Source organism: Vibrio sp. 1978, from assembly GCF_033344345.1.
This window is the reverse complement of the sequence record NZ_JAWPOP010000018.1, coordinates 15,798-32,211: the sequence shown is the minus strand read 5'-3', so window position 1 is coordinate 32,211 and position 16,414 is coordinate 15,798. Positions and strand designations below refer to the sequence as shown.

General features: G+C 44.0%; 12 protein-coding genes. 10 read left to right on the top strand and 2 right to left on the bottom strand.

The window, feature by feature from the left end:
- Positions 1-6: 6 nt before the first annotated feature.
- The 5 genes from R8N49_RS17080 to R8N49_RS17060 all read left to right on the top strand — a co-directional run bounded on the left by R8N49_RS17080 (position 7) and on the right by R8N49_RS17060 (position 8,582).
- Positions 7-1,233, top strand: a complete 1,227-nt coding sequence (locus R8N49_RS17080) for an ankyrin repeat domain-containing protein (RefSeq protein ID WP_237309906.1) — start codon at positions 7-9, stop codon at positions 1,231-1,233.
- Entirely contained in the window at positions 1,230-1,811 is a 582-nt protein-coding gene (locus R8N49_RS17075; RefSeq protein WP_237309909.1) for a cytochrome P450, read from the top strand. Before R8N49_RS17080 ends, R8N49_RS17075 begins: the two co-directional genes overlap by 4 nt.
- Positions 1,812-2,106: 295 nt before the next feature.
- Entirely contained in the window at positions 2,107-3,288 is a 1,182-nt protein-coding gene (locus tag R8N49_RS17070) for a PD-(D/E)XK nuclease family protein (RefSeq protein ID WP_237309911.1), read from the top strand.
- Positions 3,285-6,512: a type I restriction endonuclease subunit R gene (locus R8N49_RS17065; RefSeq protein WP_237309913.1), complete on the top strand. Its 3,228-nt coding sequence runs from the start codon at positions 3,285-3,287 to the stop codon at positions 6,510-6,512. The genes R8N49_RS17070 and R8N49_RS17065 overlap by 4 nt, the downstream gene beginning before the upstream one ends.
- A 696-nt stretch (positions 6,513-7,208) precedes the next feature.
- Positions 7,209-8,582 (top strand): carbohydrate porin, encoded by a 1,374-nt coding sequence (locus R8N49_RS17060; protein ID WP_186585612.1) that lies wholly within the window; start codon positions 7,209-7,211, stop codon positions 8,580-8,582.
- A 63-nt stretch (positions 8,583-8,645) separates the two neighbouring features.
- On the opposite strand, the gene R8N49_RS17055 is transcribed toward R8N49_RS17060, so the two are convergent.
- Positions 8,646-9,632 carry a LacI family DNA-binding transcriptional regulator gene (locus R8N49_RS17055; protein WP_005373712.1) on the bottom strand — a complete coding sequence of 329 codons (987 nt, stop codon included), beginning with the start codon at positions 9,630-9,632 and terminating at the stop codon, positions 8,646-8,648.
- Between the two features lie 235 nt (positions 9,633-9,867).
- Here R8N49_RS17055 and R8N49_RS17050 point away from each other — a divergent pair, with 235 nt between their 5' ends.
- The 3 genes from R8N49_RS17050 (at position 9,868) to R8N49_RS17040 (ending at position 13,882) form a co-directional block, all read left to right on the top strand.
- Positions 9,868-11,307 (top strand): sucrose-specific PTS transporter subunit IIBC, encoded by a 1,440-nt coding sequence (locus R8N49_RS17050; RefSeq protein WP_025767958.1) that lies wholly within the window; start codon positions 9,868-9,870, stop codon positions 11,305-11,307.
- Between the two features lie 165 nt (positions 11,308-11,472).
- Positions 11,473-12,396: an aminoimidazole riboside kinase gene (locus R8N49_RS17045; protein WP_017819849.1), complete on the top strand. Its 924-nt coding sequence runs from the start codon at positions 11,473-11,475 to the stop codon at positions 12,394-12,396.
- 31 nt (positions 12,397-12,427) lie between these two features.
- On the top strand, positions 12,428-13,882 hold the full coding sequence (locus tag R8N49_RS17040) for a sucrose-6-phosphate hydrolase (protein WP_186585467.1): 1,455 nt from the start codon (positions 12,428-12,430) through the stop codon (positions 13,880-13,882).
- 64 nt (positions 13,883-13,946) lie between these two features.
- Here R8N49_RS17040 and R8N49_RS17035 read toward each other — a convergent pair whose 3' ends face one another.
- Positions 13,947-14,489: a dihydrofolate reductase family protein gene (locus R8N49_RS17035; RefSeq protein WP_054576134.1), complete on the bottom strand. Its 543-nt coding sequence runs from the start codon at positions 14,487-14,489 to the stop codon at positions 13,947-13,949.
- Positions 14,490-14,588: 99 nt separating this feature from the next.
- On the opposite strand from R8N49_RS17035, the gene R8N49_RS17030 reads away from it, so the two are divergent.
- Positions 14,589-15,155 (top strand): TetR/AcrR family transcriptional regulator, encoded by a 567-nt coding sequence (locus R8N49_RS17030; protein WP_054576133.1) that lies wholly within the window; start codon positions 14,589-14,591, stop codon positions 15,153-15,155.
- A 216-nt stretch (positions 15,156-15,371) separates the two neighbouring features.
- The gene (yghU, locus tag R8N49_RS17025) at positions 15,372-16,229 is read left to right on the top strand and encodes a glutathione-dependent disulfide-bond oxidoreductase (protein WP_005373705.1); all 858 of its coding nucleotides are present in this window, start codon (positions 15,372-15,374) and stop codon (positions 16,227-16,229) included.
- Positions 16,230-16,414: the final 185 nt, after the last annotated feature.

The window sequence follows — 16,414 nt, the reverse complement described above, 5'->3', positions numbered from 1 at the left end:
ATGCTAATGACTGAGCAACTATTGACTGCCATTGAGTCTGGTAATTTGGCGTTATTGAATGATGTACTTGAACATCAGCCAGAGTTAGTTAACACCGTCTTTGAAGAATTAGAAGCAACGCCATTTGAGCTTGCTTTGAAAAATGGGTTTTCGACACTCTCCCAGAACATCATTAACAGCGTCGGTTTTGATATCAATCATGCAGGTCATAACCCACTTCGGTTGGCGATTGAACTTGGTTTTTTGAATATTGCTCAAACACTGTTACACAAAGGCGCAAACCCTAACTATCGACCACAACAAATGAGCAGCGCATTGTTGCTTTGTTTAGACAATGAATACTTTGAACTCGCAGAGTTGATGGTAGAAAAAGGCGCTGAAGTTAACATCCGAAACGACAAGGGCTGGACACCTTTAATTTGGGCCTCAATGAAAGGCCGAGTCAAAGCGGTTGAATTTCTGCTTAAGCACGGAGCTGCCGTCGATGTTTGCAATAACGATGGCTGGAATGCGGTTACTGGCGCTTATTTCAAACAACGTTTAGAAGTCGTCGATAAGCTCCTTGCTCAAGGTGCGGTATTCAGCGCCAAGTACTCAGAAGCCGCTATGTTGTCAGCGTATCAAAATGGGCATGTCAACATCGCTAAGAAGCTACTAGCTAATGGCGTTAATCCAGATGTGGAAAACGAAGATAATGAAACGATGCTGATTATCGCCGTTACTAAAGGTGATGATGAAATGATCAAAGCGCTCGTTACTGCTGGTGCGAATCCTAACGCAAGAAACAAAGACTCGCATCCAGCGTTATCTTTATTGGCTCAAAATGGCAAAAATGAACTCATTTCGTTGCTGATAGATAAAGGTGCGGATGTAAATCTTCAGAGTAAGTCTGGAAGAACTGCCGCTTATTGGGCAGCAAGTTATAACCAAGCATCAACATTGGAACTTATCCATAGTAAAGGTGCCAATCTTGATTTGCGAAATGAGGATGGATGGTCACCTTTAATGGTTGCAGCTAGTAGTGGCTACCTTGAATCCGTCATGAAACTGGTTGGACTTGGAGCTAATACTGAATTTGAAACTAAAAAGGGTAATTCTGCCCAAGATATTGCGAAATTAAATGCACCGACGCATGGAAATTTGAGCAACGTAAATGGGCACCGTATTTATCCAATGCTTAATACTAGCTTCAAGCAAATTGTTGACTACTTGTCAGGATCGCGTCAGCAATGATTGCTCAAAGCTCAGTTTTTGATGCAGTCCGTCGTGGTTATAACGAGTTAGAACTCGCAAGTAACGACGACATTCTTGATTATTTCTCTGATGTCGACCCCGATGCGATGTCGGGACATATCAGCAATATCAAAGGCATTGTGTTTGAGCAAGAGGTTGTCACTGCACTCAACGATCAAGGTATGGATACTTTGTTATTTGAAGCAACTAATCACCCCGTTTCGGATATTGCTCTGATGAGTGATGGTGATATTGCCGCAGAAGTTCAGCTTAAAGCGACAGACAGCGTCAGTTATATCAATGAGACGCTTGCTGAAAACTCAGACATCCCAATTATTGTCACTAGTGAGGTCGCCGATAGCTTGGATAGCACGTTGGTGATTGATTCGGGGATCGACAATGTTGTATTGGATGATACCGTGTCAGAGGTATTAACAGGTGAAGTTTTTAACAATGTTGGTGAATCCGTAGCAAGTGACGTTGTAAGTGAAGGACTAGCAGATCTTGTCGGTGATGTAGCTTTACCTATTAGCCCTATTGGGATTATTGGTGCTTTGTTTGGACTCCCTTTTTTGTAAGTAAATAGTTATGTATTCAAGTTCGCTTCACGTTTAATAAGTTAGGTTTTCGAGAGCGAGAACATTTACAAGAATGGCCTGATCATCAACCACATGCAATCGGTGAAGGGATGGTAATCATTCAGAAAGGGGGGTGTGGCTTTGATGATACCTGAGTTCGCCCAGACCTGTTGGTATTAGATAAAAATAGCAACTTGGTGATAATCTAAATCGAGTTAGGCTAACAGAACTAATAATAAACATATAATAGCCTCAGACTTAGCTAAAAGTACTGAGGCATCATGGAATCATTGATATGGAAAGTTTACTTGTTAACGTCAGCAAATATGCATCAAGTCATCAAACATCCCCTACAGAAAACTTTATTACCGAAGCGTTTGCTTGGCTACTTAAGTATGATGAAGTGGTCAGAAAAGCATATGCTCAGCTACTTGCTGAAAAATCACCACAGTATAGAGCGGAGATCTTAAATCTATCCACTTCCACAGATATAGATACTCAAGTCAATTTTGGTGGAAAGTATCCTGATCTGTTGTGGAACTCCACCGATGAGGACTTTTGCCTTGTTTTTGAGCACAAGGTTTGGTCTGAACTACACAATAAGCAACTCAGTAATTATCGAAAATTCGCTAAAGCGCATCTGAATAAGTCATTCCTCATCGCTCTCGTTACTGCTCATTCTGGACAACACCGCCAATCACCGGATATCGCTTTGTGTTGGTATGAAGTCGCCAAAATTATTGAGTCGCTAGGTGAAGGTGATAATAAAGAGAGCTGGTTGCGCGCTGAGTTCGTTAACTTAATAAAAAGCAATGGATTAGTTAATTCAACACCGCTAAATCCTTTGGCGATCGCCTATTACAATGACGTTAAAAATATAGATAAGCAGCTTTATGAAATAGCGCGTCGCTCTCTGCATCGGTCATGGCCTGTTTATCAGGAAAGTAATAAGGTTAAATTTCACATTCCGCCTAAACACCGTAACGCGCGTGGTCGCTACGATGCTTTCGGTCGAATTGGTTTGGAGTTTTCTTCAATCAATGCAGGCAATGACGAAAGTGGCTGGATACCCGGAATATTCTGCGGGTTTATTATGGACGGGTATGATCATCAAGTCGAAGATTTGATGGGAAATGGGCCTATTGCATCGCTAGTGTTGAGTGTTAATAAAAGCATCCAGTCTAGTTTAAAATCTCAAGGGTATTATGACCTTCTGGTCAATGAAATTAAGGCGAAATTACCCACAGATTGGAAGCTAAGTGATAGAACTATTGCAGGGCATAAATTAAACCCGTGGCATCCTTTGATTATATATCGCGAGCTTACGAGTTTTATTCAGGATGCTCAGACGTTAGAAGAGCAGACGGAAGTATATTTTACTCAAATGGCAATGTTACAAAGCGTTTTTCTTGAGAATGACGCGTTTAATTCCTTTTGCACCGAGATGCAGCGCTTAAGTAGCGAGGAACCAAAGTGATAACAGAAGACCAACTAGAACAACAATGCCTCGATTGGTTTAAAGAGCTAGGCTACCAATACCAAAATGGCTATGACATAGCACCGGATGGTGATACGCCTGAACGTGAAAACTATCAGCAAGTCACTCTACAGGCGCGTTTAGTGTCTGCCTTGGAAACCTTAAACCCTAATGTACCCAGTGACACCTTAATCGAAGTAGCGAAAACCGTTGCCACGCCGCAAACGCCTGTACTTATTAAAAACAACAAACTCTTTCACCAATATTTAATCGAGGGTGTGCCCGTTGAATACTCTGTGATGGAGCAAGAACAATGGGTGAGCAAACATACTCATGTTCGCTTAATTGATTTTGAGAACCGTGAGAATAACGAATTCTTAGTGGTCAATCAGTTCACCATTACAGGCACCAAGGTCAATCGCAGGCCTGATGTCGTGGCATTTATCAATGGCTTGCCTTTGGCAGTGATAGAGCTAAAAAACCCAGCCGATGATCACGCCGATATTTGGAATGCTTACAATCAAATCCAAACTTACAAAGAAGAAATCGCTGATCTCTTTGTATTCAATGAAGCGCTGGTCATTTCTGATGGTTGGACGGCGCGAGTCGGATCGTTAACGGCTAATAAAGAGCGCTTTTTGCCATGGAAAACCATCGAGGACGAAGACGATAAGCCGTTACTCGAATTCCAATTAGAGACCATGGTGCGTGGCTTCTTTAAGCCAGAATTGCTGCTCGATTACATTCGCTACTTTGTATTGTTCGAAAATGATGGCGACAAGATCATCAAAAAAATCGCAGGTTATCACCAATTCCATGCCGTGCGTGCTGCGGTGAAAGCAACTGTCATCGCGGCCACAACCTCTGACCAAGTCACCGAACCACGAGCCAACTATGCCAATACGGTGGTGCCCGGAAGCAAAAAAGCAGGCGTGGTTTGGCATACCCAAGGCAGCGGGAAAAGCATTTCGATGGTCTGCTACGCGAGTAAGTTACTTCAACAGTCGGAGATGAATAACCCAACTTTAGTGGTGGTGACTGACCGTAATGACTTAGATGGTCAGTTATTTAATACCTTCACCATGGCTCAAGAAACGTTGAAGCAAATCCCTCAACAGGCTGAAGATCGTGATTCATTACGCGATTTACTTCTTAACCGTCAGTCCGGTGGCATCATCTTCACAACCGTACAAAAGTTTGCGCTGCTCGATGAAGAAATGGCACATCCTATCCTTTCTGAACGATCTAATATCGTGGTGGTTTCCGATGAGGCGCACCGCAGTCAGTATGGCAACAAAGCTCGACTTGTTGATGTCAAAGACGAGAACGGCAATGTGATTGATCAGCGTTATGTGTATGGCTACTCAAAGTATATGCGTGACGCGCTACCAAATGCGGCCTTTATTGGTTTCACGGGTACACCGATATCGATGGATGATAAAGATACTCGTGGTGTCTTTGGTGACTATGTCTCTATTTACGATATTCAAGATGCTGTCGATGATGGCGCCACTGTGCCGATTTACTACGAATCTCGCTTAGCCAAGCTCGATATTAATCAAGGTGAAATCGAAGCGCTTAACGATCAGGTCGAAGAGGAAATAGGCGAAGACGAAGAAACTGAGAGTCGTGAGAAAATAAAATCACAGTGGTCAGCTCTCGAAAAACTCGTTGGTGCAGAGCCAAGAATCCAGCAGGTTGCGCAAGATCTGGTTGAGCACTTTACGACTCGCTGTGAAACCTTTCCGGGCAAGGCTATGATCGTTGCCATGAGTCGCGAGATTTGTGTGGATTTATACGATGCAATTGTGGCTATCAAACCCGAATGGCATAGCGATGATCCAAATAAAGGCGCGATCAAAATCGTCATGACTGGCAGCGCCGCCGACAAAGCTAAAATGCAGCCTCATATCCATGATAAGAAGACTAAGAAGCTTTTCGAGAAACGTTATAAAGACACCAGTGATGAACTGCAATTAGTAATTGTCCGTGATATGTGGCTAACAGGTTTTGATGCGCCTTGCTGCCATACCATGTATATCGACAAACCAATGAAAGGTCATAACCTGATGCAGGCGATAGCGCGTGTGAATCGCGTGTTTAAGGATAAGCCCGGAGGTTTAGTTGTTGACTATATTGGTATTGCCAATGAGCTTAAAAACGCACTTAAGACCTATACCAACAGTCAAGGGAAAGGTCAGCCTACCGTCGACACCGCTGAAGCTTTCGCTGTCTTCATGGAAAAAATAGACGTGATTCGCGGAATGTTTGCCACGCCCGTCGATGGTACCGTCTTCGATTATCGTCCGGATTTTGAAACCAAACCACTGCAACTGCTTCCGGGAGCCGTGAACCATATATCTGGCCTCTCACACCGCAACAGCAAAGGTGAAGAAGTTCGTGATGGTAAACGCCGTTTTCTTGATGTTATGGCTGCGATGATGAAAGCCTTCTCACTGTGTAATACCTTGGATGAAGTGGACGGCTATAAGAGCGAGATTGCCTTTTATGGAGCGATTAAGACCGCCTTCTTAAAACATTCTACTGTTGACAAGAAACGCAGCGACGAATTACGCAATTCTGCTTTGCGCCAGATCCTCAACAATGCAATTGTGGCAGATGGAGTCGATGACATCTTCAAAACCGTTGGCTTAGATAAGCCCAATATTGGCTTGCTCTCTCCTGAGTTTTTGGAAGATGTCGCCAATATGAAAGAGAAGAATTTAGCCGTAGAACTGCTAGAAAAGCTGCTGCGCGACGAAGTAAAAGCAAGAATGAAAAACGATGTAGTGCAGGAAAAGAAATATTCCGACCGTATTATGTCGACTTTGCAGAAATATCATAATCGCAACATTGAAACCGCGCAGGTAATTGAAGAGCTGATCCAGTGGGCTAAAGAGATGCAGGCTGACGCTGAGATGATGGATAAGCTCAACCTATCTACTGATGAAATAGCGTTTTACCGTGCATTGGTCACCAACGAAGCTTCTGTGCGAACCCTAGGCGATGACAACCTTCGTCAACTCGCCATTGAACTCACTCACCAACTGCGTAAGTCCGCTACGGTAGATTGGCAGAAACGTGAGAGTGTCCGTGCTCGTATGCGCAACCTTGTACGTCGTTTACTGCGTCGTTGGAAGTACCCACCTGATGCGGCTGAAGAGGCGATTAAGCTTGTTCTCGATCAGGCTGAAGTGCTAGCTGATGGGTGGTATGCAGCATGATTTTAATAGAGGCAAGGTGTGAAAACCTTGCCTTTTGCATATTTATTTATCATTGACTTCCACTTTAGTGGGGTATTTGGCTCGGTCAGAATACATTAAGTAATGAATATAGGGTTATTTAGAGCATCGACCCTAAATGATTTTTGTCCAAAAAAGTGTTTCGTTAGCTTGAATTAGAACAACAAAGCGCTCTTCACAGAAAATGAAGGTCGTTTATCTCGTCTTAACAGCCTTTCAAGTTGTTTGAAATGAGGTATCGAGATCCGCTTCGCTCTTAGTTACGTTCAACCTTAGCTGCTACTTTTCATCAATAAATAGAGATGAGTTACCATCAAGTAGCATAGGGAAGCGAGGGAGTATTCTCTCAAATGAACATTAAACTCCTTCTTTGTAGCCTGTCACCTTCAAACTACTTCCTCTAGCGCTAACAATTAATTCAAATGTGCGCTGGTTAATGATTTTTCTGTAAGTAACACAATTGAACGTGATAGAAGTAACAAAATTACCTCTTTGCGGTAACGTTCCCGAAAAGTTTATATATTATCGCCCTCATTGATATAAGTAGTAGAGACGCTCTGAGTACGAGCGCTCTGAAATTCAGGCTTTAGATGGACATTTAAAGTCACCATAAGTTTGCGATTTTTCTTGGGAGCGTTTGCAATATGCCTAAGTATAAATTTACGTGAGACTATGGAAATGAAACTACACACTTTGACGATGGCAGTAGCGCTTGGACTGGTTACTGCACCTGTATTCGCAGCAACAGATGTTGACGCTCTTGAAAAGCGAATTAATGAATTAGAACAGAGACTTGAACAGACAGAAAAAGCATCCACAGAAGCAAATGAGAAAGCCTCAAGCTTTGAGTTTCACGGCTACGCTCGTTCCGGGCTACTGATTAATGACGATCTGAATGGTGCAGTGGGTACTGGTCCTTACATGACGGCAGCTGGTGCTATTGGCGCTCCAGTTGGGCGATTAGGGGTAGAGGATGATCACTATGTGGAAGCAAACCTTATTCACAAACGTTTTGCAGATGATGGTTCCAGCGCATTGTTCCGAATCATGTTGGCAGATAGTACGGAAACCAATAACGAATGGACGGCGAGCGAGAGTCAATTAAACGTTCGTCAGGTATATGCTGAGCTAAACAAGTTGAGTATGTTCTCTGAATCAAGAGCTTTTGCTGACGCGACGTTTTGGGCTGGTAAACGATTTGATCGTGATAACTTTGACATTCACTTCTTTGACTCGGATATTGTTTTCTTATCTGGCACTGGTGCTGGTGTGTATGACGTCCAAATGAGCGAATCATGGAAAGCAAACTTCTCGATCTATGGTCGTGATTTTGGTGAGATTGATAGCTCGTCAACGGATGTTGAAAACTATATCGCGACAATGAACAACCGCTTCGGTAATTGGCAATTGATGCTGAGCGGCATGACGTCAGCTGATAACAATGATCGCGTAGAAGGAGCAGCGGACAAAGGTTTACATGCGATGTTTGCTTACCATGGCGATACCTTCTTTGGCATGAGTGAAGGCTTCTCTAAAACCGGTATTTTGATGGGTGATGGACTGGGTGCGGAACTTAAAGGCATCGGTTCAAACGGAGATTTGTTAGAAGACGCAAAAGCCGTACGCTTGTTCAGCTATGGTGTAACACGCATCGGCGACAACTGGCGTGTAGCACCTGCGTTGCTAGCAGAACACAGCCAAGATCGCTTTGCTAAAAATGATGAATTTACGTGGGCATCGTTCAACATCCGCTTAGCGCAAGAGTTTACGCAGAACTTTGAGATGGTTTATGAAGGCTCATACCAATACATGGACCTAGACAATGCGATTGATAAAGCAAGTGGCAGTTTTTACAAAGCGACAATCGCACCAACGCTTAAGATGTCTACCGCTGCAGGTTTCTTTGACCGTCCGGAGCTACGTTTTGCAGTTAGCTACGTTGATTGGAGCGAAGACTTGAATAGCTACTCGATTAGCCAGGATGCGGGTGCTGCAACGATGGGTGATGGTGGTGAAGTTCTGTTTGCACTGCAAATGGAAACTTGGTTCTAAAGGGATCTAACCGACAAAGAGTAATAAGAAAAGCGCCAACTGATTTCAGTTGGCGCTTTTTCATTAACAGGACTGACGCTCAATTGTTTTGAAGGTTAGTACCATCTTACTCATTTCAAAACTTCTGTTGGCAATTCTATCTAGTAGCAGTTTCGCACCATTTTCACCCGCTTTATCAAATGCATAGTTAAATGTTGATAAGGTTGGGGTACACACTGATGCGAGCTCATCATCACCAACTCCTAGCACTAAAACGTCTTTACCCGGTGTTAACCCGAGCTCTTGAATCGCTCTCATCGCACCGATAGCAATACGGTCTGTCGCACAGAACAAGCCATCTAGCTTAGGGTTCTTTGTTAAGTGTTGTTTTGCCAATGAATAGCCAGAATCGATGGTAAAGTCACCACGAGCATGGAAGGCGATCTCAAAACCATGGTGTTGCAGCGCTTGAACAAATCCTTCAGAGCGTTGCTTATCTACCGCGATATCGTCACCTTGCACGCCAATAAAACCCATGGTTTGGCAACCTTTTGCAACCAGTCTATTTCCCGCTTCAAACCCTACTCGTGCGTCATCATGAATGATGCTTGGAATATTAAACATGGAACCATCTTGACCGACGAGCACAACTGGAACGGCTGAGTTTTGAATTGCTTTTACCAGCTTGGAATCGAGGTGGGTGGCGTAAAGAATGATCCCTTCAACCCGTTTTTGGTTAAAGATCTGAATGTATTCCAGTTCTTTTTCGTGGGCTTGGTGAGTGCTAGCAAGTAAGACATGTTTCCCTGCTTTTTCAAGGACATCGGTTAATCCATCGACACCTTGGGATGTGGCATGAGAGGAAACCCGAGGAACAATGACACCAACCAGATTGGTCTTTTGAGATTTTAGATCTTTAGCGACTTGGTTTGGCACATAGCCACACTCCGCTACTGCTTGGCGGACTTTCAGTTTTGTCGCTTCTTTTACGCCATATTCATCGTTTATAACCCGTGACACTGTTGATTTTGATACGCCAGCCAGACGGGCGACATCATGCAGACTCGCCATTGTTCCTATCCATTCTGTTTTTCGTTTTTGGGATTGTTTGCAAAGAGAAGATGAAAAGCTCTTTGATAAGTAGCGATTCTAACCTCCTATACTGCTCTTAGGGAGAGAATTTGACGATCATTCTCACATTCTCTCTGCTTTATCTTTGATCATTTGGTTTTATTGAGCAAAAATCTGTTTTGCAAACGTTCCCGAAAATTTCGCAAGCTCAGATAATAATCCAATGGGGTATGAAATGAATTATCCGGCAGTAGCAAAAGAGTTGTTAACTCTATTAGGTGGTAAAAGCAACATCACCGCACTTGCGCATTGTGCGACACGCTTACGCCTTGCCGTTGCAGATGAGCAAAAAATAGATGAACAAGCGATTGATAGCCTTGAAGGAGTAAAAGGGCAGTTCAAAGTTGCGGGTCAGTACCAAATCATTTTTGGATCTGGCATCGTAAACCAAGTTTATGCAGAAATGGCGAAGTTGACGGGGATGAGTGAAATGTCCACCAACGACGTTGCGTCTGCTGGCGCAGAGAAACAAAACATTGTTCAGCGCGCGGTGAAAGGGCTGTCTGATATTTTCGTTCCAATCATTCCAGCAATCGTCGCTGGTGGTTTGTTGATGGGTATCTATAACCTATTGACTGCTCAAGGCTTGTTCATTGATGGCAAATCTTTGATTGATGCCAACCCAGGACTGACAGACTTGGCGAACATGATCAACACGTTTGCGAACGCGCCGTTTGTTTACCTGCCTATTCTGCTGGCATTTTCAGCCAGTAAGAAGTTTGGCGGTAACCCATATTTAGGGGCGGCGCTAGGTATGTTGATGGTTCACCCTGACTTGCTGAATGGTTGGGGATTCGGCGGCGCATCTGTGTCTGGCAACATTCCGGTTTGGAATATTCTTGGCTTTGAAATCCAAAAAGTGGGCTACCAAGGTTCGGTGTTACCGGTTTTGGTATCGGCATTCATTCTTGCGAAGGTTGAGCTAGGCTTACGTAAAGTCATACCTTCTGTTTTAGACAACCTTTTAACGCCATTACTGGCGATTTTCATAGCGGGTTTGCTGACGTTTACTGTCGTCGGTCCGTTCACGCGTGATATTGGTTTCCTATTGGGTGATGGTCTGAACTGGCTATACAACACTGCTGGCTTTGTTGGTGGTGCGGTATTTGGTCTTATTTATGCTCCGTTTGTTATTACTGGTATGCATCACAGCTTCATTGCGATTGAAACTCAACTTCTTGCGGATATTGCGACGACGGGCGGCACCTTTATCTTTCCTATTGCGGCGATGTCTAACGTTTCTCAAGGAGCGGCAGCGTTGGCGGTGGGCGTGATGAGCAAAGATAAGAAGATGAAAGGTATTGCGATTCCATCTGGTGTTACGGGTTTGCTAGGTATTACAGAACCGGCTATGTTTGGTGTTAACTTAAAACTACGTTACCCATTTATTGCGGCAGTTTGCGCTGCGGCGTTATCAAGTGCGTTCATCACAATGTTTAATGTGAAAGCTCAGGCATTGGGCGCAGCTGGTCTTCCAGGCATCATTTCCATTACGCCAGAGAAGATTGGGTACTACATCGCGGGTATGGTGATCGCGTTCTTGACCGCATTTGTTCTCACCATTGTTCTTGGTATGCGTGACCGCGCTAAAGTCGGTAGAAAAGCAGCGGCTTAATCTGAACTCCTTAGGGGTGGAGTCCCCCAAAATCCACTTCTTTTCCTAAATGTTTGGGGTGCTAGCCAAGCACTAATGGCTTGGCTAGCCTTTTTCAATTTTTACTTGGTAGTGAAGGTGTTCAACACGTTGGACTATCAGGGCTTTAATTTCAAGGTAAGCAAGATGAATCAAGTGTGGGTAACTGGTGATGCTGTTGTCGATCTAATACCGGAATCTGAGACTTCTTTACTCAAATGTCCCGGTGGTGCACCAGCGAATGTCGCCGTAGCAATTGCTCGTCTATCTGGTAAGAGTGCGTTTTTTGGACGTGTAGGTGATGACCCATTTGGTCGCTTCATGCAATCAACGCTCGATCAAGAGGGCGTGAGCACGGAGTTTCTCGTTAAAGATCCTGAGCAAAGAACATCAACAGTGGTGGTGGATTTAGACGAGCAAGGTGAGCGCAGCTTTACGTTTATGGTAAAACCGAGCGCTGATCAGTTTATGTCTGTTGAAGACATCCCAAACTTTAAGCAAGGTGACTGGCTACACGTTTGCTCAATTTCACTGGCAAATGAGCCAAGTAGAAGCAGCACATTTGAGGCGATCAAAAGAGCAAAAGCCGCTGGTGGTTTCATTAGCTTTGACCCTAACTTGCGTGATGAAGTGTGGCAAGATCAATCAGAAATCCAAGCTGTCGTGATGAAGGCTGTAGCGATGGCCGATGTGGTTAAGTTCTCTGAAGAAGAGCTTTTGTTCTTAACTGACTCAACGTCGATGGCGCAAGGTTTACAACAAATAGCCTCTTTGAATATTGCTTTGGTCTTGGTGACACAAGGTGCGAAAGGTGTTTGGCGCGTCTTTGAAAGTCAGAGTGAACTGATCACAGGTCAAGTCGTTAGTCCGATTGACACCACAGGTGCGGGTGATGCTTTTGTCGGAGGGCTACTGGCATGCCTGTCTCGGCATGACGATTGGAAAAATCATCCTGTTGTTAGCTCTGCGATTCAATGGGCAAATGGCTGTGGTGCATTAGCGACGACGCAAAAAGGCGCAATGACCGCGCTTCCGACCCAGACAGAGTTGCTGCAATTTATTGGGCAATGATCTTCAGATCCAATTTCAGTTGAGAAAAATTATGAGCTTAAACAACCGTTGGACTGTAGAGCAAAGATATCGCCGACTTGAGCAAATCCCTCAGTGTGATATCGAAGAAATGACACTTTCACGTCAGCAAGATAAAGGCTTTCCTAGTTTTCATATCGCCCCTAGATTTGGGCTGTTAAATGACCCAAATGGGTTGTGCTATTTCAATGGTGAGCACCACATCTTTTACCAGTGGACGCCTGTGGGACCAGTCCATGGAATGAAGTATTGGTATCACCTTTCTACTAAAGACTTTATCCATTTTACTGATCATGGCGTGGGTCTTCATCCCGACCAAGACTACGATTCACATGGTGTCTATTCGGGCGGCGCTTTGGTGGAAAACAACAAGGCTTTGCTGTTTTTTACTGGCAACAAGCGTGACCAAAACTGGAATCGAATCCCAACACAGTGTTTTGCCACCATGGATTCAGACGGTAGCATTGAAAAGCACGGTGTAGTCATTGAGAACGAACATTACACGGAGCACTTTCGTGACCCAAAAGTTTGGAAGAAAGGCGACGACTATTTGATGGTGGTGGGTGCTCAAACCAAAACCGAGCATGGTTCTATGGCGCTCTATCAAAGCAAAGATTTGAAAACGTGGCAGCATAAAGGTCCTATCAAGACCAAGTTCTCTGACCTTGGGTACATGTGGGAGTGTCCTGATTTATTTGAGATTAATGGTCAATCGGTGATGCTGTTTTCTCCACAGGGCGTGAGCAGTAGTAATCCTTATGATTTCAAAAACATCTATTCTGTCGCGTATATCGTGGGTGATCAGTTGAACCTAGAGTCGATGACTTTAGAAAACCACCAAGATATTTTACAGCCAGATTATGGGTTTGATTTCTACGCCCCACAAACCTATTTAGATGAGAATGGGCGTCGCATTCTTATTGCATGGATAGGGTTGCCAGAAATCGACACGCCATCGGTCACACACCAGTGGGCAGGAATGTTGTCTCTTCCTAGAGAACTAACGTTGAAAGATGGTTTTCTTGTTCAAACTCCACTCCCTGAATTGGAGAGTTTAAGAAAAGAAGAGGTAGTCTTTGCACAGTCCCATACACTGGAAAGCACAAGTTGTTTGATCCAATTAGACCTTGAGGGCGATGGCTTTGAACTTGAGCTGAGTAACCTCAAAGGTGACAACATCGTCTTTAGTGCGACAAAGCACGAGTTTATGCTGGACCGTCGTCACATGTCTCATTTGTACGCAGAAGAATTTGGTAGCATTCGAAAAGCACCAAGATTGGACGCTAAGCAGACGATTGATATATATATCGACAATTCTGTCATCGAGATTTTCATTAATGGTGGCAAACACACGATGACCAGTCGTTTCTTTATTGATGACCTTAGTAAAGTAACGTTGATAGGTTTGGAACAAGCAAGGCTTTTCCCTTTGAAAGGTATAACTGGTTTGTTTGAATCAGCTAAGTAACGGTTTCGAATACATTAAAACGCCCTTCATTGATTTAGTGAAGGGCGTTTTTCTTTCTAACTATCTAACTTAACTGCCTATCACGCACGTAAGTTGTTTGAACTAAGGTATCCAGAACAACTTCATTCTTGGTGACTTTGAAGTTTAGCGGTTGTTCTAAATCCCCAAATAGAGGTGCGCCGCCGCCAAGTAGGATAGGGAAGCGCGTGATCACCATTTCATCGATAAGATCTTCTTTCAGGAAGTTCTGAATCGTCACTCCGCCGTCGATGTAAAGATCGTTAAAGCCTTTTGCGTTTAGCTCCGCAAGCACATCTTTTTGCTCGCCTTTTACTAGAAAGACTTTGTCTTCGTAGCCTTGTGGCACTTCTGTCATGGTATTGCTGAGTACAAACACAGGTTTGCTGTATGGCCAATCGCAATCAAAGCTCAGTACGACATCTAGGGTGTTGCGCCCCATTACCAAGCCATCAATACGCTCCATCAGTGAGAAGAAACCAGTATCAATGTTGTCTGGATTTGGTACTGAATGTAGCCAGTCGAGTTTGCCCTGCTTATCTGCGATGTAACCGTCCAGACTGGTTGCAATAAATACGATATTTGCCATGAGTACCTCATCAAAATGGTGATGCTTGAGCCAAGCTAAAGTATGGTTTAAAATTAATTCTACAATGTAGAATAAGTATGAGTTTATCGAGAAGATCAAATGTCTGTCAACGAAAAGAAACGCGGGAGACCAGCCGCTAAGCAGTCGCAGTTAAGCGCAGAAAGCATCCTAGATACAGCTAAGTCATTGATGAAAAAGGATAGCAAGGTACCAAGTATTCGCTCGTTAGCGACGCAATTAAATGTGGATCCTATGGCGATCTATTACTACTTCAAAAACAAGAATGCGTTGCTTGAAGCGTTGACCACATCGCTGGTGGAGGAAATTTATCAACCGAAAGTGAATGAAGATTGGCAAGGCGAACTCAAAAATTTGTGTATTAGCTACATTGAACTGCTGCGTGAGTACAACGGGTTATTGCAAACCATGCTGAGCATGACATCGTATGGCCCTGCTCAAGTGTTTACCGAGCGCTATCAAATCATTGTTCAGCCTTTGGCACTGTCTCCGCAAGTGGAGAAAGACAGTTTGGATCTATTGGCAGATTACCTACACGGGTTCGCTTTCTCGATCAGTTGTTGCCACGATACGAGTTTGATTCAGACGGAGATGATGGATGGGCCGTTGAATCTGATCTGTTCTTCGTTATTGGCATCTCGAACCTAGTTCACATTATCGCGACGTTTTTACTTATAGCGTGAAAGAAAATCCCATAACCAAAGGTTCTAACTAAAAGAGATTGCAGGACTTTTATTTAGCGAATTCGACCTAATATCTTGAGTATGCCTAATCGCAGTTGGCGAAGAGGTGATGTTAATAATGCTTGCTGGCGCGTAAGACCCGTCAGTTTGAAGATGCATTCAAACACAATAAGGGAAAACAATGGCTAACGAATACATTCCACCAAAAGTTTGGACAAACGATAATGAAAACGGCGGTCAGTGGGCGAGCATCAACCGTCCGGATTCTGGCGCACGTCATGAGCAAGAGCTTCCAGTTGGTGAGCACCCATTCCAACTTTACTCAATGGGTACCCCAAATGGTCAGAAAGTGACGATCATGTTTGAAGAGCTTTTGGCGGCTGGCGTAACGGCAGCAGAATACGATGCATACCTGATTAAGATTGGCGATGGCGACCAGTTTGGCTCTGGCTTTGTGGCTGTTAACCCAAACTCTAAAATTCCGGCATTGGTTGACCGTTCGGGTTCTGAGCCAGTGAACGTGTTTGAATCTGGCAACATCTTGTTTTATCTAGCAGAGAAGTTTGATCATTTCTTACCAAAAGAAGGCGCTAAGCGTGCTGAGGTAATGAACTGGTTATTCTGGCTGCAAGGTTCTGCGCCATATCTAGGCGGTGGTTTTGGTCACTTCTACGCGTACGCACCAGAGAAGTTCGAGTACCCAATCAACCGCTTTACAATGGAAGCAAAACGTCAGTTAGATGTATTAGACAAGCGTCTTGCGAACAATGAATTCCTAGGTGGCGATGAGTACAGCATCGCTGATATCGCAACATGGCCATGGTACGGCAACCTTGTGTTGGGTCGTGCTTACGATGCGGCTGAATTCTTAGACGTAGAAAGCTACAAAAACGTTGTGCGTTGGGCAAAAGTAATTGATGAGCGTGAAGCGGTAAAACGTGGTCGAATTGTGAACCGTTCATGGGGTGAAGAATGGGAGCAGTTACCTGAGCGCCACAGCGCAGAAGATATTGATAAAGTATTGAAACTTAAACCATAAGCAATCTTGGCCTAGCTACGTCAAATGAGTTTAGTTTTATCTATGCTTATACAGTGACCTTAATCAAATCTATAGCGCACCATATACGGTGCGCTATTTTTATTCTCATTTAGTCTCGAAATGCTAATTTATATCACCTCTTGAAGAGATTTAGTTCGTAGATGAATCTTTAATGTATTTATATA

What these genes read in the sequence shown, in the direction of transcription:
- R8N49_RS17030 (WP_054576133.1), top strand. Translation starts at nt 14,589, where the DNA reads ATGTCTGTCAACGAAAAGAAACGCGGGAGACCAGCCGCTAAGCAGTCG.
- R8N49_RS17070 (WP_237309911.1), top strand. Translation starts at nt 2,107, where the DNA reads ATGGAAAGTTTACTTGTTAACGTCAGCAAATATGCATCAAGTCATCAA.
- R8N49_RS17040 (WP_186585467.1), top strand. Translation starts at nt 12,428, where the DNA reads ATGAGCTTAAACAACCGTTGGACTGTAGAGCAAAGATATCGCCGACTT.
- yghU (WP_005373705.1), top strand. Translation starts at nt 15,372, where the DNA reads ATGGCTAACGAATACATTCCACCAAAAGTTTGGACAAACGATAATGAA.
- R8N49_RS17050 (WP_025767958.1), top strand. Translation starts at nt 9,868, where the DNA reads ATGAATTATCCGGCAGTAGCAAAAGAGTTGTTAACTCTATTAGGTGGT.
- R8N49_RS17080 (WP_237309906.1), top strand. Translation starts at nt 7, where the DNA reads ATGACTGAGCAACTATTGACTGCCATTGAGTCTGGTAATTTGGCGTTA.
- R8N49_RS17045 (WP_017819849.1), top strand. Translation starts at nt 11,473, where the DNA reads ATGAATCAAGTGTGGGTAACTGGTGATGCTGTTGTCGATCTAATACCG.
- R8N49_RS17075 (WP_237309909.1), top strand. Translation starts at nt 1,230, where the DNA reads ATGATTGCTCAAAGCTCAGTTTTTGATGCAGTCCGTCGTGGTTATAAC.
- R8N49_RS17055 (WP_005373712.1), bottom strand. Translation starts at nt 9,632, where the DNA reads ATGGCGAGTCTGCATGATGTCGCCCGTCTGGCTGGCGTATCAAAATCA.
- R8N49_RS17035 (WP_054576134.1), bottom strand. Translation starts at nt 14,489, where the DNA reads ATGGCAAATATCGTATTTATTGCAACCAGTCTGGACGGTTACATCGCA.
- R8N49_RS17060 (WP_186585612.1), top strand. Translation starts at nt 7,209, where the DNA reads ATGAAACTACACACTTTGACGATGGCAGTAGCGCTTGGACTGGTTACT.